The 21,426-nt window shown below is 71.0% G+C and carries 22 protein-coding genes and 2 tRNA genes; 12 read left to right on the top strand and 12 right to left on the bottom strand.

The window, feature by feature from the left end:
* The first annotated feature begins 60 nt into the window (after nucleotides 1-60).
* Entirely contained in the window at nucleotides 61-1,353 is a 1,293-nt protein-coding gene (locus ACFYPG_RS25480) for an Ig-like domain-containing protein (RefSeq protein ID WP_355005406.1), read from the top strand.
* 113 nt (nucleotides 1,354-1,466) lie between these two features.
* Here the strand turns inward: ACFYPG_RS25480 and ACFYPG_RS25475 are convergent.
* Nucleotides 1,467-1,539, bottom strand: a tRNA-His gene (locus ACFYPG_RS25475).
* A gap of 104 nt (nucleotides 1,540-1,643) precedes the next feature.
* A complete protein-coding gene (gene orn / locus ACFYPG_RS25470) occupies nucleotides 1,644-2,234 on the bottom strand; it encodes an oligoribonuclease (RefSeq protein ID WP_355005407.1) in 591 nt (196 codons plus the stop codon).
* A gap of 72 nt (nucleotides 2,235-2,306) precedes the next feature.
* Here orn and ACFYPG_RS25465 point away from each other — a divergent pair, with 72 nt between their 5' ends.
* Complete coding sequence (locus ACFYPG_RS25465) at nucleotides 2,307-3,590, top strand: glycosyltransferase 87 family protein (protein ID WP_387354108.1); 1,284 nt, start codon at nucleotides 2,307-2,309, stop codon at nucleotides 3,588-3,590.
* A 120-nt stretch (nucleotides 3,591-3,710) separates the two neighbouring features.
* Here ACFYPG_RS25465 and ACFYPG_RS25460 read toward each other — a convergent pair whose 3' ends face one another.
* The 3 genes from ACFYPG_RS25460 to ACFYPG_RS25450 form a co-directional block, all read right to left on the bottom strand.
* Nucleotides 3,711-4,730 (bottom strand): hypothetical protein, encoded by a 1,020-nt coding sequence (locus tag ACFYPG_RS25460; RefSeq protein ID WP_387354242.1) that lies wholly within the window; start codon nucleotides 4,728-4,730, stop codon nucleotides 3,711-3,713.
* Between the two features lie 149 nt (nucleotides 4,731-4,879).
* The gene (locus ACFYPG_RS25455) at nucleotides 4,880-5,614 is read right to left on the bottom strand and encodes a YcnI family protein (RefSeq protein ID WP_355005409.1); all 735 of its coding nucleotides are present in this window, start codon (nucleotides 5,612-5,614) and stop codon (nucleotides 4,880-4,882) included.
* A 17-nt stretch (nucleotides 5,615-5,631) separates the two neighbouring features.
* Nucleotides 5,632-7,299 carry a copper resistance protein CopC gene (locus ACFYPG_RS25450; RefSeq protein WP_355005410.1) on the bottom strand — a complete coding sequence of 556 codons (1,668 nt, stop codon included), beginning with the start codon at nucleotides 7,297-7,299 and terminating at the stop codon, nucleotides 5,632-5,634.
* Nucleotides 7,300-7,471: 172 nt separating this feature from the next.
* Here ACFYPG_RS25450 and ACFYPG_RS25445 point away from each other — a divergent pair, with 172 nt between their 5' ends.
* Genes ACFYPG_RS25445 through ACFYPG_RS25430 form a run of 4 tightly spaced genes read left to right on the top strand, consistent with a single transcriptional unit; the run spans nucleotide 7,472 to nucleotide 10,413 of the window.
* The gene (locus ACFYPG_RS25445) at nucleotides 7,472-8,062 is read left to right on the top strand and encodes a sigma-70 family RNA polymerase sigma factor (RefSeq protein WP_387354107.1); all 591 of its coding nucleotides are present in this window, start codon (nucleotides 7,472-7,474) and stop codon (nucleotides 8,060-8,062) included.
* A gap of 32 nt (nucleotides 8,063-8,094) precedes the next feature.
* On the top strand, nucleotides 8,095-8,619 hold the full coding sequence (locus tag ACFYPG_RS25440) for a MauE/DoxX family redox-associated membrane protein (RefSeq protein ID WP_355005412.1): 525 nt from the start codon (nucleotides 8,095-8,097) through the stop codon (nucleotides 8,617-8,619).
* Nucleotides 8,612-9,328, top strand: a complete 717-nt coding sequence (locus tag ACFYPG_RS25435) for a thioredoxin domain-containing protein (RefSeq protein ID WP_355005413.1) — start codon at nucleotides 8,612-8,614, stop codon at nucleotides 9,326-9,328. The genes ACFYPG_RS25440 and ACFYPG_RS25435 overlap by 8 nt, the downstream gene beginning before the upstream one ends.
* Nucleotides 9,325-10,413: a hypothetical protein gene (locus tag ACFYPG_RS25430; protein ID WP_387354106.1), complete on the top strand. Its 1,089-nt coding sequence runs from the start codon at nucleotides 9,325-9,327 to the stop codon at nucleotides 10,411-10,413. Before ACFYPG_RS25435 ends, ACFYPG_RS25430 begins: the two co-directional genes overlap by 4 nt.
* 156 nt (nucleotides 10,414-10,569) lie before the next feature.
* Here ACFYPG_RS25430 and ACFYPG_RS25425 read toward each other — a convergent pair whose 3' ends face one another.
* From ACFYPG_RS25425 to ACFYPG_RS25410, 4 genes are read right to left on the bottom strand one after another with little or no spacing between them, the layout of a single operon-like run.
* Nucleotides 10,570-11,328 carry an ABC transporter ATP-binding protein gene (locus ACFYPG_RS25425; RefSeq protein WP_355005415.1) on the bottom strand — a complete coding sequence of 253 codons (759 nt, stop codon included), beginning with the start codon at nucleotides 11,326-11,328 and terminating at the stop codon, nucleotides 10,570-10,572.
* The gene (gene cbiQ, locus ACFYPG_RS25420) at nucleotides 11,325-12,095 is read right to left on the bottom strand and encodes a cobalt ECF transporter T component CbiQ (RefSeq protein WP_387354105.1); all 771 of its coding nucleotides are present in this window, start codon (nucleotides 12,093-12,095) and stop codon (nucleotides 11,325-11,327) included. Before cbiQ ends, ACFYPG_RS25425 begins: the two co-directional genes overlap by 4 nt.
* Before the next feature lie 14 nt (nucleotides 12,096-12,109).
* Nucleotides 12,110-12,541, bottom strand: a complete 432-nt coding sequence (locus ACFYPG_RS25415; RefSeq protein WP_387354104.1) for a PDGLE domain-containing protein — start codon at nucleotides 12,539-12,541, stop codon at nucleotides 12,110-12,112.
* Nucleotides 12,538-13,254, bottom strand: a complete 717-nt coding sequence (locus tag ACFYPG_RS25410; protein WP_387354103.1) for an energy-coupling factor ABC transporter permease — start codon at nucleotides 13,252-13,254, stop codon at nucleotides 12,538-12,540. The genes ACFYPG_RS25415 and ACFYPG_RS25410 overlap by 4 nt, the downstream gene beginning before the upstream one ends.
* Nucleotides 13,255-13,501: 247 nt before the next feature.
* Here ACFYPG_RS25410 and bcp point away from each other — a divergent pair, with 247 nt between their 5' ends.
* The 4 genes from bcp to ACFYPG_RS25390 all read left to right on the top strand — a co-directional run bounded on the left by bcp (nucleotide 13,502) and on the right by ACFYPG_RS25390 (nucleotide 15,609).
* The gene (gene bcp / locus ACFYPG_RS25405; protein WP_387354102.1) at nucleotides 13,502-13,978 is read left to right on the top strand and encodes a thioredoxin-dependent thiol peroxidase; all 477 of its coding nucleotides are present in this window, start codon (nucleotides 13,502-13,504) and stop codon (nucleotides 13,976-13,978) included.
* A gap of 99 nt (nucleotides 13,979-14,077) precedes the next feature.
* Nucleotides 14,078-14,923, top strand: coding sequence for a hypothetical protein (locus ACFYPG_RS25400; RefSeq protein WP_355005419.1), 846 nt, complete (start codon nucleotides 14,078-14,080; stop codon nucleotides 14,921-14,923).
* Nucleotides 14,909-14,991: transfer RNA gene (locus ACFYPG_RS25395), tRNA-Leu, on the top strand. Before ACFYPG_RS25400 ends, ACFYPG_RS25395 begins: the two co-directional genes overlap by 15 nt.
* 90 nt (nucleotides 14,992-15,081) lie before the next feature.
* Nucleotides 15,082-15,609 carry a GNAT family N-acetyltransferase gene (locus tag ACFYPG_RS25390; protein WP_355005420.1) on the top strand — a complete coding sequence of 176 codons (528 nt, stop codon included), beginning with the start codon at nucleotides 15,082-15,084 and terminating at the stop codon, nucleotides 15,607-15,609.
* A 4-nt stretch (nucleotides 15,610-15,613) separates the two neighbouring features.
* Here the strand turns inward: ACFYPG_RS25390 and ACFYPG_RS25385 are convergent, their stop codons facing one another.
* The 3 genes from ACFYPG_RS25385 to ACFYPG_RS25375 all read right to left on the bottom strand — a co-directional run bounded on the left by ACFYPG_RS25385 (nucleotide 15,614) and on the right by ACFYPG_RS25375 (nucleotide 18,370).
* Nucleotides 15,614-16,603 (bottom strand): expansin EXLX1 family cellulose-binding protein, encoded by a 990-nt coding sequence (locus ACFYPG_RS25385; RefSeq protein ID WP_387354101.1) that lies wholly within the window; start codon nucleotides 16,601-16,603, stop codon nucleotides 15,614-15,616.
* A 110-nt stretch (nucleotides 16,604-16,713) separates the two neighbouring features.
* Nucleotides 16,714-17,532 (bottom strand): MOSC domain-containing protein, encoded by an 819-nt coding sequence (locus ACFYPG_RS25380; RefSeq protein ID WP_387354100.1) that lies wholly within the window; start codon nucleotides 17,530-17,532, stop codon nucleotides 16,714-16,716.
* A gap of 4 nt (nucleotides 17,533-17,536) precedes the next feature.
* Complete coding sequence (locus tag ACFYPG_RS25375; protein WP_387354099.1) at nucleotides 17,537-18,370, bottom strand: O-methyltransferase; 834 nt, start codon at nucleotides 18,368-18,370, stop codon at nucleotides 17,537-17,539.
* A 410-nt stretch (nucleotides 18,371-18,780) separates the two neighbouring features.
* Between ACFYPG_RS25375 and ACFYPG_RS25370 the strand changes: the two genes are divergently transcribed.
* Entirely contained in the window at nucleotides 18,781-19,683 is a 903-nt protein-coding gene (locus tag ACFYPG_RS25370) for an LCP family protein (protein ID WP_238684410.1), read from the top strand.
* Nucleotides 19,684-19,770: 87 nt separating this feature from the next.
* Nucleotides 19,771-21,426 carry a sugar transferase gene (locus ACFYPG_RS25365; protein ID WP_387354098.1) on the top strand — a complete coding sequence of 552 codons (1,656 nt, stop codon included), beginning with the start codon at nucleotides 19,771-19,773 and terminating at the stop codon, nucleotides 21,424-21,426.

Genomic DNA, 21,426 nt, shown 5'->3' with positions numbered 1-21,426 from the left:
GCCGGCTCTGGCGCGTCAGTAAGAGACGATGGGGCAGCGACCACAACTGTGAGGGACTTCATGCGAGCTAGCCAGGACCAGCTGATCAGGCCCGGTGGGCGACGCCGCGTGTTCGCGGCAGGGCTCCTCGCCGTGGCGCTGGCCTTCACCTCGGCCTGCACCGACGGCGACGGCGGCAAGTCGTCCTCGTGGCACGGGGGCGGCGAGAACCCGGCACCGAAGGCCGCGGCGACGATCAGTGAGCCGGCGGCAGACGCCAAGGACGTGGCGGCGTCCACCGGCATCACCTTCACCACGAAAGACGCCGTGGAAACCGCGGTCGAGCTGAAGGACCCCGCCGGCAAAGCGGTCGAGGGCGCCCTCGCCAAGGACGGCAAGTCGTGGCTTCCGGCTGGCGCGCTGGCCTACGGCACGAGCTACACGGCCACCGTCACCGCCAAGGGCGACGACGGGCTTCCGGCCACCGCGACGAGCACCTTCACCACCATGGCCAAGCCCGGCAACCAGGTGCGGGTGAGCAGCTTCCTCGGTGACAACCAGGTGGTCGGGGTGGGCATGCCGCTGATCGTGAAGTTCAGCCGGGACATCCCGGAGGACTACCGCGACGACGTGCAGCGCCGGATGACAGTCACCTCGACGCCGGCGCAGGAGGGGATCTGGCACTGGGTCAGCCCCACCGAGATCCGGTACCGGCCGAAGGAGTTCTGGAAGCCCAACAGCAAGGTCTCCTACCGCGTGCAGGCCGGCGGCCTGCCGATGGGTGCGGGTTGGTACGGCCGCGCAGACCTCTCGGTGGACGTCAAGATCGGCGCTGCGGTGGTCATGACCGTCGACAACAAGACCAAGCGGATGACGGTGACCCGCAACGGCTCTGTGATCAAGACCATCCCGGTCAGCCTGGGCAAGAAGAGCACCCCGTCGTCCAGCGGCACCATGGTCGTCATCGAGAAGCTGCGCAAGACGGTCTTCGACACGTTCGAGGAGCTGGGCCCGGAGGAGGGCTACCGCACCAAGATTGACTTTGCGCAGCGCCTCACCTGGGGCGGGGAGTTCATCCACGCGGCACCCTGGTCCGAGGGCCAGCAGGGCACCACGAACGTGTCGCACGGCTGCGTCAACGTGTCGATGGCCAACGGCGACTGGCTCTTCAAGAACACCCAGATCGGCGACCCGATCACCGTCAAGGGCACCGAGCGCAAGCTGCAGAACGGCAACGGCTGGACCGACTGGAACATGAGCTGGGACGAGTACGTCAAGGGCAGCGCCCTCCCGTACGAGCCTCCGGCCGACCCGGACGCCGCCACCCCGGCCCCGGACGGGGCGGTCACCCCGTCCCCCACACCGACCGCCTGAGCCAGCACACGGAAGCCCCCTCCTCGGAGGGGGCTTTCGCGTCGTCCCCTGTCTGGCCCCCACAACGACTCAGGCCCCCTCCGAGGAGGGGGCCTGAGCAGTGAAACCAACTGGGTGACTGAGGGGAATTGAACCCCCGACAACCGGGACCACAACCCGGTGCTCTGCCAACTGAGCTACAGCCACCATGCCGCCGTCGCCCGGTCGAACGCTCCGGGCGGGGTGCGGACCAATAATAGCCACACCACAGCCAGGCACGTCCAGCGGGTTGCCGGTCAGCGCGGCCGCGGTCAGAGTTCGGCGGCGATGGCCTTGGCGGTCTCGACGTCCGGGCCGGGCAGCGGAACGAAGACGGTACGCCGGTAGTACTCCAACTCCCGGATGCTCTCCCGGATGTCGGCCAGCGCCCGGTGCGCGAGACCCTTCTGCGGCTGGCCGAAGTACACGCGGGGGTACCAGCGGCGGCAGAGTTCCTTGATCGACGACACGTCGATCATCCGGTAGTGCAGGTGGGCGTCCAGGCGGGGCATGTCCCGGGCGATGAAACCCCGGTCGGTGGCGATCGAGTTGCCGCAGAGCGGAGCCGTACGCGGATCCTTGACGAAGGTGCGGACGTACTCCAGCACCAGGTCCTCGGCCTCGGCGAGGGTGACCGCCGAACGACGGACCTCCTCGGTGAGGCCGGACCTGGCGTGCATCGTCTGCACGACCTCCGGCATCCCCTCCAGCGCCGCCTCGTCGGCGTGGATGACCACGTCGACACCGTCACCCAGCACGTTGAGGTCGGGATCGGTGACCAGTGCCGCAACCTCGATCAGTTTGTCCCTGCCGAGGTCCAACCCAGTCATCTCACAGTCGATCCAGACGAGGAGATCAGCCACCGGGACAGCCTACGCGCAGCCCACGCCTCGCGGCTGCGCGCTCTCGGCGGACCGGACCGCTAGGGTTTCGGGGTGCCAGCAGAACCCGTCGCACCGCCCGCCGTCACCGAAGACGATCCCGGCGGCCGTACGGTCCGTCGCCTGGTCGCGGTGGTGGCCCTCGGCGCTGTGCTGCCAGCGCTGTACCTGCCCGGCCTCGTGCACAACTTCTTCGATCTCAAGATTTACATGTCCGCGATGGACTGGTGGCGCGTCGGCCACCCGCTCTACGACTACGTCCAGCCCGACCGGGTGCAGGGCGAGTTGTACTTCACCTACCCACCCTTCAGCGCGCTGCTGCTGTGGCCGTTCGGTCTGTTACGGCTCGGTGCCACCGTGGCGATCTTCACGGCGCTCACAGTGCTGGCCGTGGTGCTGACCACCCGGTGGCTGGTGACGCCGGTGATCGCCCGACACGCCCTGCCCCGCAGGTTCACCCTGATCGTCGCCGTCCTGCTGGTGCTGGCGGTGGAGAGCATCCGCGAGACGATCACCTTCGGCCAGATCAACATGCTGCTGGTCGTGCTGATCCTGGCCGATCTGCTGTTCGCGGTGCCGCAGGCGCGACGCTGGGCCGGGGTGGGTGTGGGGCTGGCGACGGCCCTCAAGCTCTTTCCCGGCATCTTCATCGTCTATCTGCTGGCCACGCGGCGGTGGCGGGCCGCGGCGGTGGCGATCGCGACCGCGGCGGCGGCGACAGTGCTCGCGGCGGCGATCGCGCCTCGTGACTCGTGGCGGTTCTGGACGCACGAGCTGTGGACCACCGAGCGGGTGGGACGCACCGACATCGTCGGCAACCAGTCGCTTTTCGGCCTGCTCAGCCGGTTCACCGAGCCGGATAAGCCGGACCGGCTGCTCTGGTTGCTGCTGGTGGCCGCGGTCGCCGGCTACGGGCTGTGGCGGGCCGCCCGCGCGGCGCGGGCCGGTGACGCGTTGACCGGCCTGACGTTGACCGGGTTGGTCGGTTCCCTGGCCAGCCCAATCACCTGGACCCACCACATCTACTGGTTCGTGCCGGCGGTGGTGCTGCTCGCCGACGCGGCGTTGAGCGCGGACCGCCCGGACGAGTCACGCCGGCGTCGGTGGCTGGCCGGGCTCGCGCTGGGCATCACCGCCGTGACGATCTACGGCGTGGTGACGTTCCAGGCCTGGGGCGCGGGACCGGTCCGCACCCACGATCCGGTGGACTTCGTCGTGCAGAACACCTACGTGCTGCTCAGCCTGCTGCTGCTGGCGGCGTTGCCGGTGCGCTCGGGGCTCGATGCGGAAAATCGCACCAAATGGACAGACCTCCCGAGTAGCCATGTTCGCCGCTAATCTGTCCTCATCTACCTCAAGCGTCGCTCGGGTAGCACCGCTCCCCCGGTGAGGGTGGCCCGCCGCGTCGGCAGCGCGGCGGGCCACTCGCCGTCTCATCCACCACCACCGGCCGGGCCGTCACCCGAGCGGGCCGCCACGGGCCGGGTCGTCGCCCGGTGCGGCCGCCACCGGCCGGGCCGTGGGCTCGTCCACGTCGGCCGGCGGCCAGGCGAGACTCAACGTCACCTCCGGCGGGCGGGGCAGCCGGACCGGTTCGGCCAGGTCGGCGAGGGTGGCCGCGCGGGCCGCGCCGATCGCCGACCGGGCGGGTTCCGGGGCGCCGGAGCCGACCGGGGCGAGTTGTCGGAGCGGCAACGGCGAGGTCGGCTCGGGTTGCCGGGGGCCCAGGCCACTCAGCGAGGTGACCCCGAGCCGGCCGGCGAGCACCGGCACCTGATCCGGCTCGACCACGAAGATCACCTCGCGTGGCCGTAGCGGCCGCAGCAGAAGCAGCGCCGCGCACACCACCAGCAGCACGCCGACCGTCAGCAGACCCCAGGTGGCCGGGCCGGTCCACCCGACCCGCAACTCGGCGTGCAGGTCCAGAGCGAGGTCGCCCTCCCCGTCGGGGCGCATCACCACCAGGCTCATGGGTTCGCCGGCGAGGTCGTCCGCGCTCCAGTCCAGCGAACCGATCCCCTCGCGTACCCAGAAGGGTTGGCCCAGCGGCGTGACGAACCCGTCGGCCGGCGCGACGCCCGGCGTGTCGGCGGCCGGTCCGGCCGGATCGAGCCGGACCGGCAGCGGACCCCGGGCCAGCGCCACGCGGCGGACCGTGGCGTGCGGCACCGCCTCCAGCCACCCACGCACCTCGGCGGTGGGCGCCAGACCGATGAAGGCCGGCCCGCCCGTGGTGCGGGCGTCCAGGCGAAGCCGGGTCTGGGCGGTACGCGCGAAGGGCGCCTCCTGCCGCAGCAACCGGTCGAGGTCGGTGACGACGATCGCGTGACCGGGCGTGCGGACCGTTTCGAACCGGGCGGCGAAGGACCCGCCGGGGTCGGCGTGTCGGGTCACCAGCCACAGCCCGCCACCGGCGAACAGCGCCGGAATCCCCACCACCAACAGCAGCACTCCGGCGATCATCCGCACGAACCGCATCCGCACCGTCCCCCTCCGCAGCCAAATACCCGGCCGACCTTACCGACGTACACCGTCTGATCAGGGGATATCCACGGCACGGTCGACATCGGCTGCGGAAAGCACGCTGGCCCGCCGGAAGATCCGGCGGGCCAGCGGGTGAAACAGGGTCAGACCTTCGCGACCGGCTCCCGGCGGGTACGCGTGAACGCCAGCCCGCCCAGCACCAGACCGGCCAGGCCGGCGACGAGACCGGCCACACCGAGGCCGACCGCGAGCCCGTTGCCGTCGTCGTCGTCATCGTCGTCCGGCGAGGCCACTGCCGCGCTGGGCGAGGCCGAACCCGCCGGTGCCGCCGCGGCGGCCAGGGTGAGAACCGGAGCGGGGTTCTCCGGCTCCTCGGCACCCGGCGCCGGCTCGTCGATCCACCGCGAGATGTTGCCGTCCGAGTAGGTCTGCAGGACCTTGAAGACCATCGAGTCGACCTGCGGCAGCGGCCCCATCGAGACGGGGAACTCCTGGAACTGACCCGGCTTCACCCCGGCGTCGGCGGAGGCCGTCCAGGTGATCTTGGAGACGGCCTCGGTGAGCTGACTGCCGTGCACCTCGATCGGCGGATCCACCTTGCGCTTCTCCGTGGCGACCGTCCAGCCGGGCACCGGCATCGTCGACACCGAGCCGACCGGGGCGTTCTCCGGCAGCACGACCTCCAGCTTGGTGGTCGACGCGGTGTCGCTCTCGTTGGGCACCCGGAACGCCACCCGGGCGTAGCCACCCTGGGTTGCCTCCTTCGGGTTCACCGTGACGTGCGCGGACGCCGGTCCGGCGAAGCCGAGCACAGCGGTGGCGGCGGCGGTGAACGCCAGGGCGGCAGCGGCGGTTGCGGTACGCCGGAATCGGGTCATGGGTTTCGCGAACCTCTCTAACGGATGGGCACGGTGGCGGTCACCGTGGCCTGGTCGATGTCGGTCGTTCGGGCGGTGATCTTCAGCTGCCAGTCGCCGGACGTCGGCATGCTGATGTCGCCGTAGGCGTGACTGTCCGTCAACCGCAGCAACGGCACCTCGATCGGCTCGATCCCGGCCGAGGGCAGCGCGGCTGTCGCCTTCCACTCCGCGACCAGCAGTGGCTGGTTGGCCTTGTCGTACGCGTACAGGTGCACCGTGTTGTTGCCCCGCCCGGCCGGGCTCACCTCGACCTCGACGGACAGGAGCGGGCTGGCGAGCCTGGTGCTGAAGAGGCCGGACTCGGCCCCGGCGGACGGCCCGGCCGCGGCGGTGCGCGCGGGCGTGGTCTGCACGAGCGTGGCGGACACGGCCAGCACCACGACGGTGACGGCCAGCTCCACCAGGACCGCCCGGCGCACCGGTACCGGGCGTTGCGCCGCGACGCGGCTGCGCACCAACTTCCGGGAGTACGCGGCCACGGCGATCACAATCGCGAACAGCCCGATCTTGGCGAGCAGCAGGCGCCCGTACGTGGTGTCGAAGAGCGCCTGCGGGGTGGCCACCTCGATCAGCGCCTGAACGGTGCCGGCCAGCAGCAGCGCCGAGACGGCGAGCGCCGCCCAGCGCGACCAGATCGGCAGGATCGCGCCCAGCTCCCGCTCGTCGGCCTGGCGCAGCAGGAAGACGGCGAGCATGAGCAGGCCACCAAGCCAGACCGCCATGCTGCCCAGGTGGACCGCGTCGACCACCACCGAGACCGCCGGCGCCGGGGAGGCCGCCGCGTGCCCGGCCAGCGGCCAGGTCAGCAGGGCGGCGCCGCCGAGCACGGCCAGGATGATCGCGTCCGCGCGGCCGGCGGGCCGGGCCAGCAGCGGGCGGAGCAGGAAGATGGACGCTGCCAGCAAGCCGAGTCGGACCAGGTGGGCGGCGCCGAAGGCGCTGCCGAAGACAGTGCCGAACCCTTCGCCGGTGACGTCGAAGAGACCACCACCGGCCGTGTAGGGCACCTGCAACCACAGGTCGGCGAGGGTGGCGAAGGCCACCAGACCGAGGCCGGTCCAGGCCAGCCGGGTCGGCCCCCGGCGGGAGAGCCGGCGCGGCCACAGGGCGGCGAGCACCAGCGCCGGCCCGACCAGCAGCACCAGACCGGCGTAGCCGAGGAAGCGGGCGACCTTCACCGCCGTCTCCACCACCGGGTTGGCGCGGCTGTCAGTGCCGGAGTCGACGGGTGGGGTCGAGGGCGCGCCGACCGAGTAGGTGAACGCGCCGGAAACCGGGTGGCTGTCGGCGGAGATCACCCGGAAGCTGACCAGGTAGGTGCCGCGCGAGCCGGCCGGGTCCACCGGGATGGTCACGACAGCGTCACCGAACGACGGTTCGCCCCGGTCGGCCCGGGAACCGTCCGGTGCGATGATCCGGATCTTGCCGGGCACCTTGCGGACCGACTCACTGAACGTGAGGACCACCTCGGACGGCCCGCTCGGCACGATGGAGGAGGCGGCCGGGCTGCTGCTCTCCAACACCGCGTGGGCGCTGGCGGAGGTGGCTGGCGCGATCAACAGGGCGACGACGGTGACGAGCAGGCCGGCGGCTGCCGCCAGCCTGGCGGCCCAGCGGCGGGGGGCGACAGTCATGCCGGACATGGTCGCCGATAGGTGTGCCTTTCGGCGACCCGAGGGGGGTGGGGGCGTCGGTGGTCGCACGTCATGAACTGGTAGTCGGCCCGGAACGGAGAAAAGTTCCCGACGTGGCGCAGACCATCCAAGGGTCGAACGACCCTGACGCGCCGCCGGCCGCCGCGTAACCTGGTGTGTCGTGATCCCTGTCCCGCGTAACTCCGGTGCCGTCAGTCCGGCAGAGCCGGCCGACGAGGTCGCCCGGGACCCGGCAACCGAGTGGGCGCTGACCGCCCGCGACGGCGACCCGACCGCCCAGGCGGCGTTCGTCCGCCTGACCCAGGCCGAGGTCTGGCGGTTCGCCGCCGCCCTGGTCGACCCGGACAGCGCCGACGACCTGACCCAGGAAACCTACCTGCGGGCGTTCCGGGCACTTCCCGCCTTCGAGGGTCGCTCCAGCGCCCGCACCTGGTTGCTCGGCATCGCCCGCCGGGCCTGCGCCGACCACCTGCGCACTGTCATCAGGCGTCGGCGGCTCGACGAGCGCCTGGCGGCGAACGCGTACACCGACCGACCGCACCCCGACCCGGCCGGCCAGTTCGGCGCCGCCGACCTCGTCCGTCGCCTCGGCCCCGAGCGGCGCGCCGCGTTCGTGCTCACCCAACTGCTCGGCCTGTCGTACGCCGAGGCCGCCGCCGTCGAAGGGGTGCCGGTGGGCACCATCCGGTCCCGGGTCGCCCGGGCCCGGGACGACCTGGTCGAGGCGGTCGGCGACGCCCTGACCGGCTGAACGCGGAACTTCCGGCGCGGACGGGACGACAAATGAGCGTGACACCACCTTCCACCCGGTCGGGCCGTTGGCCACTGGTCCGCCCGTGGCTCGGCATCGCGGCCCGACTCGGCCTCGCCGCCGTCTGGCTGGTCGCCGGCGCGTCGAAGGTCAGCGACCTCGCCGCCTCCGGGCGGGCGGTCAACGCGTACCAGGTGATGCCGTACGACGTGGCGACAGTGATCGGCGCGGCGCTGCCCTTCGTCGAGCTGGCGTTGGGCGTGTTGCTGCTGCTCGGGCTGGCCACCCGGCTTGTCGCCGGGGTGTCCGCCGCGCTGCTGGTGGTCTTCATCGCGGGGATCGCCTCGGCCTGGGCGCGGGGGCTGGCCATCGACTGCGGCTGCTTCGGCAGCGGCGGGCAACTGGCAGCGGGGCAGGCACCCAGTTACCTCCCGGAGATCCTCCGGGACCTGGGATTCTTGGTCTTGGCCGGATTCCTGCTGATCTGGCCACGTACGCCGGTATCGGTGGACGGGTGGTTGTCCGGCGAACCCGTTGTGGAGGACGAGGATGAGTAGTCGCAAGGGGCAGCGGGACGCCGCCCGGGTGGTCCGCGAGCAGTTGGCCCGCGAGCGGCGCCGCCGCCGCACGATCTGGGTCTCCGCCGCCGCGGTCGTCGTCCTGGTCATCGCCGCCGGCATCGGCTGGGCCGTCTGGTCCAGCCAGCGCTCCGACGACTTCACCACCCCACCCGGCGCCAACGCGGAGGGCACCGGCATCGTCACCGGCGGCGGGCCGGTCACCGTCGACGTCTACGAGGACTTCCTCTGCCCGGCCTGCAAGCAGTTCGAGCAGACCAGCGGGTCCACCCTCGAACAGTTGGTGGCCGACAACAAGGCGAAAGTGGTCTACCACCCGGTCGCGTACCTCAACCGCTTCTCCACCACCCAGTACTCCACCCGCTCCTCGGCCGCCTCCGGCTGCGCCGCGGCGGGCGGCAAGTACCACGAGTACGCCAAGGCGCTCTTCGCCCAGCAGCCGCCGGAGGGCAGCGCCGGGCTCACCGACGACACGCTCATCGACATCGGCACCAGCGTGGGCCTCGACCGGGGCTCCTTCGGCAGCTGCGTGAAGGATGGGACGTACAAGGGCTGGACCGAACACGTCACCGACGACGCCAGCCGGAGCAACGTCACCGGCACGCCGACCGTGAAGGTCAATGGTCAACCCGTCGAGAACCCCACCCCGGACGCTCTCACCGCAGCCGTGGCGGCGGCCGGCAAGTGATCCGTACCCTGCTGGGCCGCGCCGGCCTGGTCGCCGCCGCAGCCGGCCTGGCCACAGTGATCAGCGCGGCGCCCGCCGCCGCCCACGGCGCGGACGCACCGGACGGCACCGACTACCGCACCCGGACCACCGGCGTCGCACCGGCACGGCCAGGGCTTGAGGTACGCGTCATCGAGGCGGGCGCCCGACTGGAACTGACCAACCGCACCGGCCGCACCATCGAGGTCATCGGCTACTCCGGCGAGCCGTACCTGCGCGTCGGCCCGGACGGGGTCTTCGAGAACAGCCACTCCCCCGCCACGTACCTGAACCGCATCATCGACGGGGACACCGAACTCCCGGCCGAGGCCGACCCGGCCGCCGCACCCTCCTGGCAACGGGTCGACGACGGCACCACAGCTCGCTGGCACGACCAACGCGCGCTGTGGCAGGAGTCGGCACCACCGGCCGCAGTACGCGCCGCACCGGACCGCGAGCACCGGGTCCGGGACTGGACCATCCCGCTTCGCGACGGCACCGACCCGATGGTGATCGGCGGCACGCTGGACTGGGTGCCGCCGCCGGACGCGTACACCTGGTGGGCCGTGACCATCGTGGGGCTGCTGGCGGTGGGCGCGCTCGGCCTGTTCGCCGCCACCGCCCCGGCCGGCGCCCGCGCGCTGTCCGCGCTCGGCGTGCTGCTGATCGTCGGCGGCGCGCTGGCCGTCGGGTACCCGGTGGGACGGGAGTTGGACGCGGGGGCCCAGGGCGTGGGCGGAGTGCTCGTCGGGCTGCTCTCCGGGCAGATCTGGCCCCTGGTCACCGGCCTCGGCGCGATCGCCGCCGGCTGGTACGCGCTGAGCCGCCGCCCGGCCGCCGACTTCGTGGTCGCCCTGGCCGGGGCCTGCCTGGCACTCTTCGCCGGAGCGTCGAACGCCGCAGTGTTCGCCCGCGCCATCGCCCCGGTGCCCTGGTCGCCCGCGGCCGCCCGGGTGATGGTGGCGCTCTTCCTGATCACCGGGGCCGGCGCGACAGCCGCCGGCATCCTGCGCCTGCACGCCACCTCCCGCACCACCACGCCAGCAGTCCCAACTCCAGCCCCCTGACCCCCCCCCCCCCGCGCCCCCAGCCCGCGCCGATCTTGCACTTTGGGTTGGCCATATGCGGCTTTCACCCCGAAAGGCGGGGACAGAAAGTGCAAGATCGGCGGGGCGCGGGCATGGCGCGGGGCATGGCGGGGGTTTGGTCGCTGAGAGCGGGGTTCAGGGCTGGGGGGTGAAGCCGTAGGGCAGTTCCAGGCGGTGTCTGGCCAGCAGGGGCGCGTTGTTGAGCAGGGTGGTGGTGGGGGCGTCCGCGACGATCCGGCCGTCGTCGAGGATCACCGAACGCTCGCACAGCTCCGCCGCGTACGGCAGGTCGTGCGTGACCATCAGCAGGGTCACCGGCAGGCCGCGCAGGATCTCGGCGAGCTCCCGACGGGCCGCCGGGTCCAGGTTCGACGACGGCTCGTCGAGCACCAGGATCTCCGGGTGCATGGCGAGCACGGTGGCCACCGCCACCCGGCGACGCTGCCCGAACGACAGGTGCTGCGGGGCCCGGCCCCGGTGCTCACTCATCCCCACCGCGGCGAGCGCCTCGTCCACCCGGGCGGCCAACTCGGCCCCGCGCAGACCCAGGTTCGCCGGCCCGAACGCCACGTCCTCCGCCACCGTGGGCAGGAACAACTGGTCGTCCGGGTCCTGGAAGACGATGCCCACCCGGCGGCGGACCTCGGCCAGGGTGGCCCGATCCGGGGTGACGGTCAACCCGCCGACGCTCACGCTGCCCTCGGTCGGGGTGAGAATGCCGTTGAGGTGCAGCACCAGGGTGGTCTTGCCGGCGCCGTTGGGCCCGAGCAGCGCCACCCGGTCGCCCCGCGGCACGTTCAGGTCGACCCCCTGAAGGGCGACGTGCCCGTCCGGGTACGCGTAACGAACACCCCGAACGTCCAGCGAGACAGCGGTCTGCACAACACCGATCATGACAGCACGACGGCGGTCGCGGCGATGGAGGCCGCCAACACCGGTACGGTCGCCGCGACCAGCCACTGACCGGCACTCGCCGCACCCTCGCCCTGCCACACAGCGGGCATCCTCCCGGTGTAGCCGCGGGACAGCATCGCCAGATAGACCCGCTCGCCGCGCTCGAAGGCGCGCAGGAACAACGCCCCGATCCCGGCCGCGAAGCCACGCAGCTGCCACAGGAAACGGGGGTCGTCTCCACGGGATATCCGCGCCACCCGCATCCGCCGCGCCTCGCCGACCAACACGTCGAGGTAGCGCAGCATGAACGAGGCGATCTGGGTGAGCACCTGCGGGCAGTGCAGCCGGTCCAGCCCCACGATCAGGTCCCGGGTGGTGGTGGTCGCGGCGAGCAGCAGCGAGGCGAGCACCCCCAGGGTGCCCTTGGCCAGGATGTTCCACGCGCCGTGCAGCCCGTCCTCGGACAGCCGCAGGCCCAGCACCTCGACCCGGTCGCCGCTGCCGAGGAACGGCAGGGCGACCGCGAACAACACGAACGGCAACTCGATCAACGCGCGGCTGAGCAACCACCATGGGCCCACCCGGGCCAGCGTCGCCACCACCGCCACCAGCACGGCGTACGCGCCGAAGGCCCAGAACGCCTCGCGTGGGGTGGCCACCACGGCGAGGGTGAAGACCACCATCGCCACGGTCTTGACCTCGGGCGGGAGCCGGTGCACCGGCGAGTCCGACTCGCGGTACAGCACGTGCCCGTGACCGGCTCCCATCCGCGTACCCCTGTTCAGCTTGTCGTGGCGGCGTGCGGCGTCGCCGCCGCGTCATCCTCGGCGGTCGTGGCGTCCCCGGTGGGCGTGGCCGCGTCAGCGTCGGTCGGCGTGCCGCCCCGGCGGCGCAGCAGCCAGAACCCGCCGGCCCCGATAGCGAAGGTGACCAGCACCCCGAGCACCCCGGACAGGCCGGTGGAGACGAAGCTGTTCTCGATGCCCCGTACGCCGTAGTCGGCGAGCGGGCTGTCCCCGAGCTCGTGGTCCTTCGCCTGCTGCGCCGGGCAGCTGCCGGCCACGATGTTGTCGTCGGCGTCGACGGTGCAGCCCTTGAGCAGCGAGGAGTCCAACCCGTCCGGGTGGGACGAGGCGTAGTTGCTGACCACGCCGGCGAGCAGCAGGGCGACCAGCAGGCCGCCGGCCAGGAAGGCCCAGGAACGGTTCTTCATCGGACACCTCCGGAGACCGGGACAGCGGGGGTGGTGGGGGTGCGCAGGGAGCGCAGCGCGTACACCAGGTCGGGTCGCACCTTCGCGACGGTGAGCACGGTGGTCGCGGTGATCAGGCCCTCGCCGATGCCGATCAGCAGGTGGGTTCCGGCCATCGTGCCGGCCAGGCCGGCCAGGTTGCCGCCCAGGTCGGTGGTGCCGCCCAGCCAGTACTGCAGGACGAAGCCCTGGGACGCGACCACCACGCTGAGCATCGCGGCGACGAACGCGGTCGCCGCCAGACCAGCCCGGGTCCGGGGCAGCACCCGCAGCAGCAGCGCGATCAGCGCGTACGCCGCGGCGGTGCCGAGCAGCGCCATGTTGGTGATGTTGAGGCCGAGCATCGCCACGCCGCCGTCGCCGAAGACCAGCGCCTGCACGACCAGCACCACGGAGACGCAGAGCGCGCCGACCCACGGACCGACAAGCATCGCGGCGAGCGCCCCACCGAGCAGGTGGCCACTGACACCAGCCGTGAAGATCGGGAAGTTGAGCATCTGGACGGCGAAGATGAACGCCGCCACCAGGCCGGCCATCGGGGCCAGCCGGTCGTCCAGGTCGCGCCGGCCGCGCAGAACGCAAAAGGTAAGCGCGGCAAGAGCGAGCGCAGCGAAGATCGCTGCCACGGGACCGTCGATGATCCCGTTCGAGATGTGCATCGCCAGTGTCTCCACGCGACCTCCTACGCGTCAGCGGGCCCGACCGGGCCGGCGTGGGACAGCCTATTTCCCAGGAGTAGTTGTTGCCAGAGTCTGGCAACAGGGCATGGCCTTGATCACCTCTACCTGGTCAGGCGGATGAACGGCGGGTTTCCACCAGCCGACCCCCTGATGATCACCCCCCGCATCCCAGCCAACAGACGTAGCGACGGCCCGCGTCGTCGGTGATGGCGCTGGCCGGCACGGCGGTAGGGTCGGGGCCATGACCTCGCCCGACCGACTCTCCCCCGGTGACCCAGCGCCCGAGTTCGCCCTCGCCACCGACACCGGCGACCAGCTCTCCCTCGCCGACCTGCGAGGTCGCAAGGTCGTCCTGTACGCCTACCCGGCCGCGATGACTCCCGGCTGCACCAAGCAGGCCTGCGACTTCCGCGACTCACTCGCCTCACTCCAGGCCGCCGGCTACGAGGTCGTCGGCATCTCCCCGGACAAGCCGGAGAAACTGGCGAAGTTCCGCGAGCGCGACGCCATCACCTTCCCGCTGGTGTCCGACCCGGACAAGTCGGTGCTGACCGCCTACGGCGCGTACGGCGAGAAGCAGCTCTACGGCAAGACCGTCACCGGCGTGATCCGCTCGACGTTCGTGATCGACGCCGACGGCAAGGTCGAGCGGGCGCTCTACAACGTCAAAGCAACCGGGCACGTCGCCAAGCTCCGCCGCGACCTCGGCCTGGACTGACCTGTCGTACCGGGGCGCTACGTTCCGTCAGTGGTCCGATACAAGTACACACCGGAAGCACTGGCCGCCGCTGCCGCCGTCGCCCGCAACATCACCGAGGTGATGCGGTTGCTCGGCGTTCGGGTCAGTGGTGGCTCACACGCGCACATCAGCCGACAGCTCAAGCGGTTCGGCATCGACACGTCGCACTTCACGAGGCAGGCACACAACAAGGGGCGACGTGGCGAACGGCGCATCACCTCCTCGCAGCTCCTGGTCGTGCTGCCCGACGGGTCCCGGCGGACGCCAGGCGCGCGGTTGAAGTGGGCGCTGGGCACGATCGGCGTGCTGGAGGAGTGCGAGGGGTGCGGGATAGGGCCGGCGTGGCGGGGCGCTTCGCTCATCCTGCACGTCGACCACATCAACGGGGATTTCCTCGACAACCGGCCGCCGAACCTGCGAATTCTCTGCCCGAACTGCCACAGCCAGACCGACACCTACGCCGGCCGCCGGAACCGTTCTTCTGAACTTCCCATCGTCGCGACGCCGACCGATGGAGAGGAACGCGAGTCCGGCTCCGAACGCCGACCGGCCACTCGCCAAGAAATTGTCGACGTGTGCGGCCGGGTCGATGCCCAACAGGTGACGGCCACGGCGGCAGCACGACAGTTGGGCTGGACCCCGGCGTATCTGCACAAGATTCGGCGAAGACTGGAGCAGGACGGGGTGTTGAGACCACGTCCGAACCGTGGTTGGCGTTCGAGGGCTCATCGTGAGGCGGTAATAGAACAGGCGCTGGAGCACCCGGATGTCGGGCCGAAGCGGCTGTCCGGCATCCTTCGCGATTTGCCCCGTGGGGGATGCAGAGTTGGTCACGGCACGATCTCGACCATTCTCAAGGAGGCCGGGCTCAACACCGTCGCAGCCAGACACTCTAGACTCAGGGAGTTGGCGGGAGTGGCGTAACGGCAGCCGCGCAGGTCTTAGGAACCTGTATCCGGAAGGATGTGGGGGTTCGAATCCCCTCTCCCGCACAGGCAACACCGATCACATACCCGCGCACGGTTGTCGGGCGCGTCACTGCCGCGGGTCGTGGCCCTGGTCGTTGGGTCAGGATGGCGAGCGTGAGTCTGCGCTTCGTCCTTGATCCTGACCTGACCCCGCAGCTACGCGCCGAGATCGTCGACCTCTGGGTGGACGTCAGCAACGCGGGCGGGGCGGTCGGCTTCGTACCACCTGTCACCGCCGCCGACGTGCACGTCACCGCCGATCCGACCTTCGCCGGCATCGCCGACGGACCGGACCAGCTGTTGGTCGGCTACTCCGGGGACCGGCTGGCGGCAATGCTGATCTTCAGTGACAACCGTTTTCCGCTCACGGCGCACTGGTGCACAGTGAAGCGGGTGATGGTCCACCCGGACACCCAGGGCGCCGGCTACGGCTCGGCGCTGATGGTGGAGGCCGAGCGACTGGGCAGGGCGTTGGGCCACGAGGCACTGCACGTCACGGTGCGCGACGGGCTGGGGTTGGACAAGTTCTACGGTCGCCTCGGGTACCGGGAGGTCGGCCGGCTTCCGGGTGCGTTGCGGGTGGCCCCCGATGACGACCGGGACGAGATCCTGATGTGGCTCGATCTGACGGTGGCCGGCTGAGCGGTCAGCCCTCGCACCACCGGGCGTTGGCCCGGGCCGAACTGGTGGTCGGCGCGTCGGTGGCCGGAGCGCTCGTCCTCGCCACCTCGACCGAGCGACGGGTCGGCGTCGGCGTGACGGCGGGTCGGCTGCTTGGCGGACGGGTCGACGCGGACGGACGGCGGGTGGCGGCACCGGCACCGGGTCCGTACATCCGGATCGTGCTGTTCTGCACCTGGCCCGGTGCCATTCGGATGCCGCCGGCGGTGACCCGGTTGCCGTACACGTCGGTGACCCGGACGGTGAACGGGCCCGGCCCGGCGCCGGAGGCGATCAGCCAGTAGTTGTAGTCCTGCCGGGCGGCCGACTGCCAGGGGTCGCTGTCGCGCTGCCGGACCTCGACGGACCGCAGCGGGTTGCCGTGGTTGCCGACGCGGACGGCGAACCACCACTGCGACGCGCCCTCCTTGATCCGGAAGCTGAGTGGTCCGGGCAGCGGCGGGTTGACCACCGCGCGGTAGGTCACCGGAACGAGGCCCTGGACGGGGTCGGCGATCCGGGCGAACGCCTCGCGGGACAGGTCGAGGTGGCCGGGCTCGCACTCCGGGCACTGGTCCATGATGAGCACCCGGACGGTGCCCTTGGGGCCGACGACGTCGAGGAATCCGCCGCAGGCGGCACCGGCGGAGTATTCCGTCGGTCCGAGCGCGACGTAGAGCCGGTTGGCGGGGGCAGCCGGGTTCGAGCAGTTGCCGCCGGCGCCCTTGGAGTCGTAGAAGGTGGCCTTGCCGGTGTGCGTGGCGTTGCCGGTGGGTGGCGCGGCGGCCAGCGTCCGGCCGGCGGCGCAGGCCGGGGTGGAGCCGGATCGCAGGGCGAGGGTGAGCCCGAGCGTCGCCGCGAGGACTGTGACGCCGGTGGCTACCAGCCAGGGTTTCGCGCCGGACGACGGCGCGGGCCGGTCCTCTGGAGGATGGTCCAGGTCGATGTTGATGTCGACAGCGCTTCCGTCCGTCACGACGGCGATGCTGCCGGACCCGGTCGGGTACGGACAAGCGGGCTAAGCCAAAGCTAAGACAGCATCGACGGACGGTGACCGTGGGGTGCCGGTTGCTGGTCGGCTCCCGGTCAGGGCGCGAGAACCACCGGGGCGTCCACAGCCAGCGGTCCGCTGTCGAGCGGCACCAGGTTCAGTCCGAAGAGGAGTTTCTGCTTGACGTTGCGGTGCCGCCCGAGGGTGCGCAGCGGCTCCCTGGTGCGTACCCCGGTCTCCTGGTCGGTGGTGGTCACCACGCAGCGGTCGCACGGCCCGGCGGCCTGGAACGTCCGGTCGCCGATGCGCAGCCGCCGACCCACCCAGTCGTCCTCGGCCCAGGCCGGCGCACCGCTGACGACCAGGTTGGGTCGGAAGCGGGTCATCGGTACTGGTTCCTCCCCCGCCTCGGCCAGCCAGTCGTTGAGGGCGTCGAGGGAGGTGGCGTTGGCCAGCAGCACCGGGTAGGCGTCGGCGAAGCTGACCTGGTCACCGGTGTCGTGTTCGCGGGTCCCGGCGGCCAGGTGGCGGGTCGGCTGGGCCAGCCAGACCAGTCGGACCGGTCGGCCTAGCAGGGCGCCGAGCCAGTCGTCGGCCGCGTGGCCGGCCGGCAGCGCGGGGACCGGGAAGGTGCGGCTGCGGAAGGTACGGACCGGGACCGGTTCGCCGCCGGCCGGCTCGGGCACGTCGAGGTCGGGGTGCCCGTCGGCGCGCAGTGACAGACCCCCGGGGTGCACGGAGGCGCGCAGGCTGACGAGCCGGGTCGTGTCCCGCTGGGTGACGCCGACCCCGTCGGCGTCCACGAGCATCCAACGCCGGTCGCCGGCCAGACCCCACCGGTGCACGAACGCGCCGTCGTGGTCGAGCCGGTGACAGCCCTTGACGGGGTACGTGTGAATCGAGGTCAGCCGCACCCGGCTACCATGCCACGCCGATCCCGTCGCCCGGGTACCAGTGGTTGGCCGGGGTCTCCCGGTAGGCGAGGAACCGCCGGCCGGTGCGTTCGGCGTACTCAGCGAGCACGTTGGTGCTGGTGACGTTGTCGGTGAGCAGGATCGCGCCGGGTGCGAGCCTGGGTTCCACGGCGTCGAACTCACGCTTCTCGTGGGCACGGCTGTGGTCGCTGTCGTGCAGGAACAGGTCGACCGGGCGGTCCAACGCGCCGATCGAGGCGATCGAGTCGCCGATCACCAGGTCGACGACCTCCGACCACGGCGCGACCCGGGCGAGGTAGCCGGCCTCGGGGTTGATGTCCAGGGAGGTGACGCGGCCCGGGTGCCCTTCCTGCGCGTTGCGCAGCAGGGCGGACGCCAGGACGACGCTGCCGAGTCCCTTGTCGACGCCGGTCTCGACGACGTGGGTGGGGCGGGTGGCACGGACGATGGCGTACCAGCCGATCCGCCGGGCGTAGCGGATCTCCTTGTCGGCGAGGCGGCGCCGGTCGGAGGCGGCTATCGCCGCCAGGAGGTGTTGGCGCAGGCCGTCGTCCGACTCGATCTCGCCGAGGTACGCGCGTACCTGTCTGACCGGGATGTCGCAGACCACGCTGACGAACCAGGCGAGGTGGTTGCGGCTCAACGAGGTGAGGTCGTACGTGTAGTTGTGGTGCTCGCGGGAGGTCAGCAGCCAGCGCGCCGAGCGGCGCAGCATCTTCGCGTCGTGCCGTGCGACAGTGCGAAGCCTCTTGGGAAAGGCGGCGATCGGGGCGAGTGGAGTGCGCGCGACGGCCCGTCGGAGCTTGATTCGATCCACAAGTGCCGTTGTAGCAGGGTTCGGGCGGCGACGGGAGCGTCCTCGCGAAAGCCGATGTTCACGTTGCCTTCACCTGCCCGCAGGGGCAGCAGAATAGGGCCTGGAAAAGGTTCCCGGGCCGGCGTTACCGGCAGTCCGTCCGAACGCAGGGTCGGGTTCGCCGCACCGGTCGGCGGGCGTGCGATAGCCGAAAGGACGAGGGTGCACGTCAGGCGCATGCAATCAGTAGCATCGCCGGCATGTCTGGTGCTCAGCGGTACACCGATGCCGACACCGAATTCTTCGACCCACACGCAGCCGATCCGCAGGAGGATGTCCCGGCCGGGGGCAAGCGGCGACGTCGTGGCCCTCGCTGGCGTCGCGTCCTCGTCATCTGCCTGGTAGTCGCAGCGATCCTGGGCGGCGGCAGCATGATCGGTGGCGCCCTCTATCTCCGCTCGGTCGAGAAGGACATCGACCGGGTGGATGCCTTCGCCGACGTTCCCGAGGAGGGGCGCCCGCAGGCGGTGGCCGACGGCGCGATGAACATCCTGATCCTGGGCAGCGATTCCCGCGACCCGGAGAGCACTGGCGGTTCGCGCACGGACACCATCATCGTCGCGCACATCCCGAAGGACCGGGCCAGCGCGCAACTCGTCTCGATCCCTCGGGACACCTGGGTGAACGTGCCGAAGGCCAAGAACGGGGGGCACGGCGGCCGCGATGCGAAGATCAACGCAGCGTACGCCTGGGGTGGCATTCCGCTGATGGTGCAAACAGTCGAATCGTTCACGACGGTGCGAATCGACCACGTCATGATTGTCGACTTCGCTGGCTTCAAGGAAATCATCGACGCCCTGGACGGCGTCGACATCAACGCGGAGAAGTCGTTCACGTCGATCCACCCGCCGTTCCGCAAGTTCGAGCAGGGCGTGCAGCGGATGGACGGCGAGACGGCCCTGGACTACTCCCGCCAGCGCAAACAGTTCGCTGACGGCGACTTCGCCCGCATCCGTCACCAGCAGCAGGTCATCAAGGCCATCCTCGACAAGGCCGTGTCCGGCGGCATCGTCACCAACCCTGGGCGGCTCAACTCCTTCGTCAAGGCGACCTCGAGCGCCGTGGCGGTGGACGAGAAGATGTCGCTCGTCAGCATGGCGACAGACCTGCGGAGCCTCCGTGGTCGTAACCTCACCTTCGTCACAAGCCCGACGAAGGGCACCGGTCGAGTGGGCAGCGAAAGCGTCGTCTTCGCGAACACCGAGAAGGCAAAGACCTTCTACGATGCCGTGCGCCGGGACTCCGTCGACGAGATTCTCGCCAGCGCCAAGTAACCCCTGGGCCGGTGGCCGTTGCCGTCCGCCGCCTTGTCTCGAATTACGGACCGGCCAGGTCAGCCGGCCCTCACGGGGAGGTCCACAATGTCCAATCAGCCCGCTATGTGGCATCGACCGGTGCCGGCCGATGACCGGGCCGGCAACGCCACCGACGCCCCGGGCGACGGTGAGGGGGACGACGAAGGGAGTCGCGGCGGGAGTAGCCCTCCCGCCTACCAGTTCCCCGGTTACCAGCCTGCCGGCTACCAACCTCCCGGTTACCAGCCTGCCGGCCACCAGACCCCGGCCTTCCCTGCTCCCGCCGACCGGCGCTCGACCTCGCCGGCCCCGGCACCCGCACCCGCACCCGCACCTGAACAGCACGAGCCTCGCGCCGGCCTGGACACGACCGCCGTCCTGCCGTACGCCGGCTCGCGCGCCTCGACCCGGACCCGGTGGCTGCGGGCCTGGATGATGACCGCGCCGGTCGACGTCCTGGCACTGCTGACGCCGTTGCTCGTCACTCAGCAGTACTGGCGCGGCACCCTGGCCATGACGGTCCTGACCGTGATCGTCTTTGCCAGCGGCGGCCTCTACCGGGCACGACGGCACGTGAGCTTCCTCGACGAGGTGCCGAGCCTCTGCGGGCGTCTGCTGGCCGCGGCGTCCGCGGTCGCCATCGTCGCGGCGATGCGTCACGAATCCGCCGAGTACGTCTTCAGCTTCACCCGCGGTGTCGCCGCGTCGGCAGGGCTGGTCATCCTCGGCCGGGCCTTCACCCGCGAATTCGCCATCATCGCCCGCAAGCGCCGGTGGGTCGAGCACAACACCATCATCGTCGGCAGTGGCCCCACCGCCGTGGAACTCGCCCGGCTCCTGCGCCGCTACCCCCAGTACGGCCTGCGCTTCGTGGGTTGTGTCGACACCCCGGACGGCCCGTCGGCGCTGCCGCTGATCGGATCCCTCGACGACCTCGACAGCCTCGTACGGCTGCGCGAGTGCGACGTGGTGATCGTCGCGGACGCGAGCTGCTCCGAGACCTCACTCATGGAGATCCTGGCCCGGCCACGGACGGCGGAGTGCGACCTGTGGGCGGCCACCCCCCTCTGGGGGTCCCGTTCGCACGGCGACCACATCGGCGCGGTCCCGGTCGTCAGCATCGGCGACATCACCCTCTCCGGCCCGCAGTCCGCGCTCAAGCGCGCGTCGGACATCGCGTTCGCCTCGGTGGCGCTGCTCCTGCTGAGCCCGGTGCTCCTCATCTGCGCTGTCGCCACGCTCATCGACGGCGGCCCCGGCATCTTCTTCTACCAGGAGCGCATCGGTCGGTTCGGCCGACCTTTCAACATCATCAAGTTCCGGTCCATGCGCCCCGTCGACGAGCACGAGTCGCAGACCAACTGGTCCATCGCCAACGACCGGCGGGTCGGGCCGATCGGTCGGATCATGCGCAGGACCTCCCTCGACGAGCTGCCGCAGCTCTGGAACATCCTCCGTGGCGACATGAGCGTGGTCGGCCCCCGACCCGAGCGCCCCTACTTCGTCGAGAAGTTCTCGGCCGAATACCCCCAGTACGCGATGCGCCACCGCGTTCCGGTCGGGCTCACCGGTCTGGCGCAGGTCAGCGGGTTGCGCGGCGACACCCCGATCTCCGACCGGGCCCGCTTCGACAACTTCTACATCGAGAACTGGTCCCTCTGGCTCGACGTCAAGGTGGTGCTCCGTACGGTGACCGAGGTGTTCCGCGCCGGCGGCCGCTGA

The organism is Micromonospora sp. NPDC005553, assembly GCF_042871765.1.
GTDB lineage: Bacteria > Actinomycetota > Actinomycetes > Mycobacteriales > Micromonosporaceae > Micromonospora.
The sequence above is the reverse complement of the archived record's forward strand: the minus strand, read 5'-3'. Positions and strand labels throughout refer to the sequence as shown.

Excerpts from the sequence above, each read along its gene's own strand:
- ACFYPG_RS25480 (WP_355005406.1), top strand. The coding sequence starts at position 61 with ATGCGAGCTAGCCAGGACCAGCTGATCAGGCCCGGTGGGCGACGCCGC.
- ACFYPG_RS25460 (WP_387354242.1), bottom strand. The coding sequence starts at position 4,730 with ATGCGGTTCGTGCGGATGATCGCCGGAGTGCTGCTGTTGGTGGTGGGG.
- ACFYPG_RS25415 (WP_387354104.1), bottom strand. The coding sequence starts at position 12,541 with ATGAAGAACCGTTCCTGGGCCTTCCTGGCCGGCGGCCTGCTGGTCGCC.
- ACFYPG_RS25440 (WP_355005412.1), top strand. The coding sequence starts at position 8,095 with ATGAGCGTGACACCACCTTCCACCCGGTCGGGCCGTTGGCCACTGGTC.
- cbiQ (WP_387354105.1), bottom strand. The coding sequence starts at position 12,095 with ATGGGAGCCGGTCACGGGCACGTGCTGTACCGCGAGTCGGACTCGCCG.
- ACFYPG_RS25425 (WP_355005415.1), bottom strand. The coding sequence starts at position 11,328 with ATGATCGGTGTTGTGCAGACCGCTGTCTCGCTGGACGTTCGGGGTGTT.
- ACFYPG_RS25455 (WP_355005409.1), bottom strand. The coding sequence starts at position 5,614 with ATGACCCGATTCCGGCGTACCGCAACCGCCGCTGCCGCCCTGGCGTTC.
- ACFYPG_RS25435 (WP_355005413.1), top strand. The coding sequence starts at position 8,612 with ATGAGTAGTCGCAAGGGGCAGCGGGACGCCGCCCGGGTGGTCCGCGAG.
- bcp (WP_387354102.1), top strand. The coding sequence starts at position 13,502 with ATGACCTCGCCCGACCGACTCTCCCCCGGTGACCCAGCGCCCGAGTTC.
- ACFYPG_RS25365 (WP_387354098.1), top strand. The coding sequence starts at position 19,771 with ATGTCCAATCAGCCCGCTATGTGGCATCGACCGGTGCCGGCCGATGAC.
- ACFYPG_RS25450 (WP_355005410.1), bottom strand. The coding sequence starts at position 7,299 with ATGTCCGGCATGACTGTCGCCCCCCGCCGCTGGGCCGCCAGGCTGGCG.
- ACFYPG_RS25370 (WP_238684410.1), top strand. The coding sequence starts at position 18,781 with ATGATCGGTGGCGCCCTCTATCTCCGCTCGGTCGAGAAGGACATCGAC.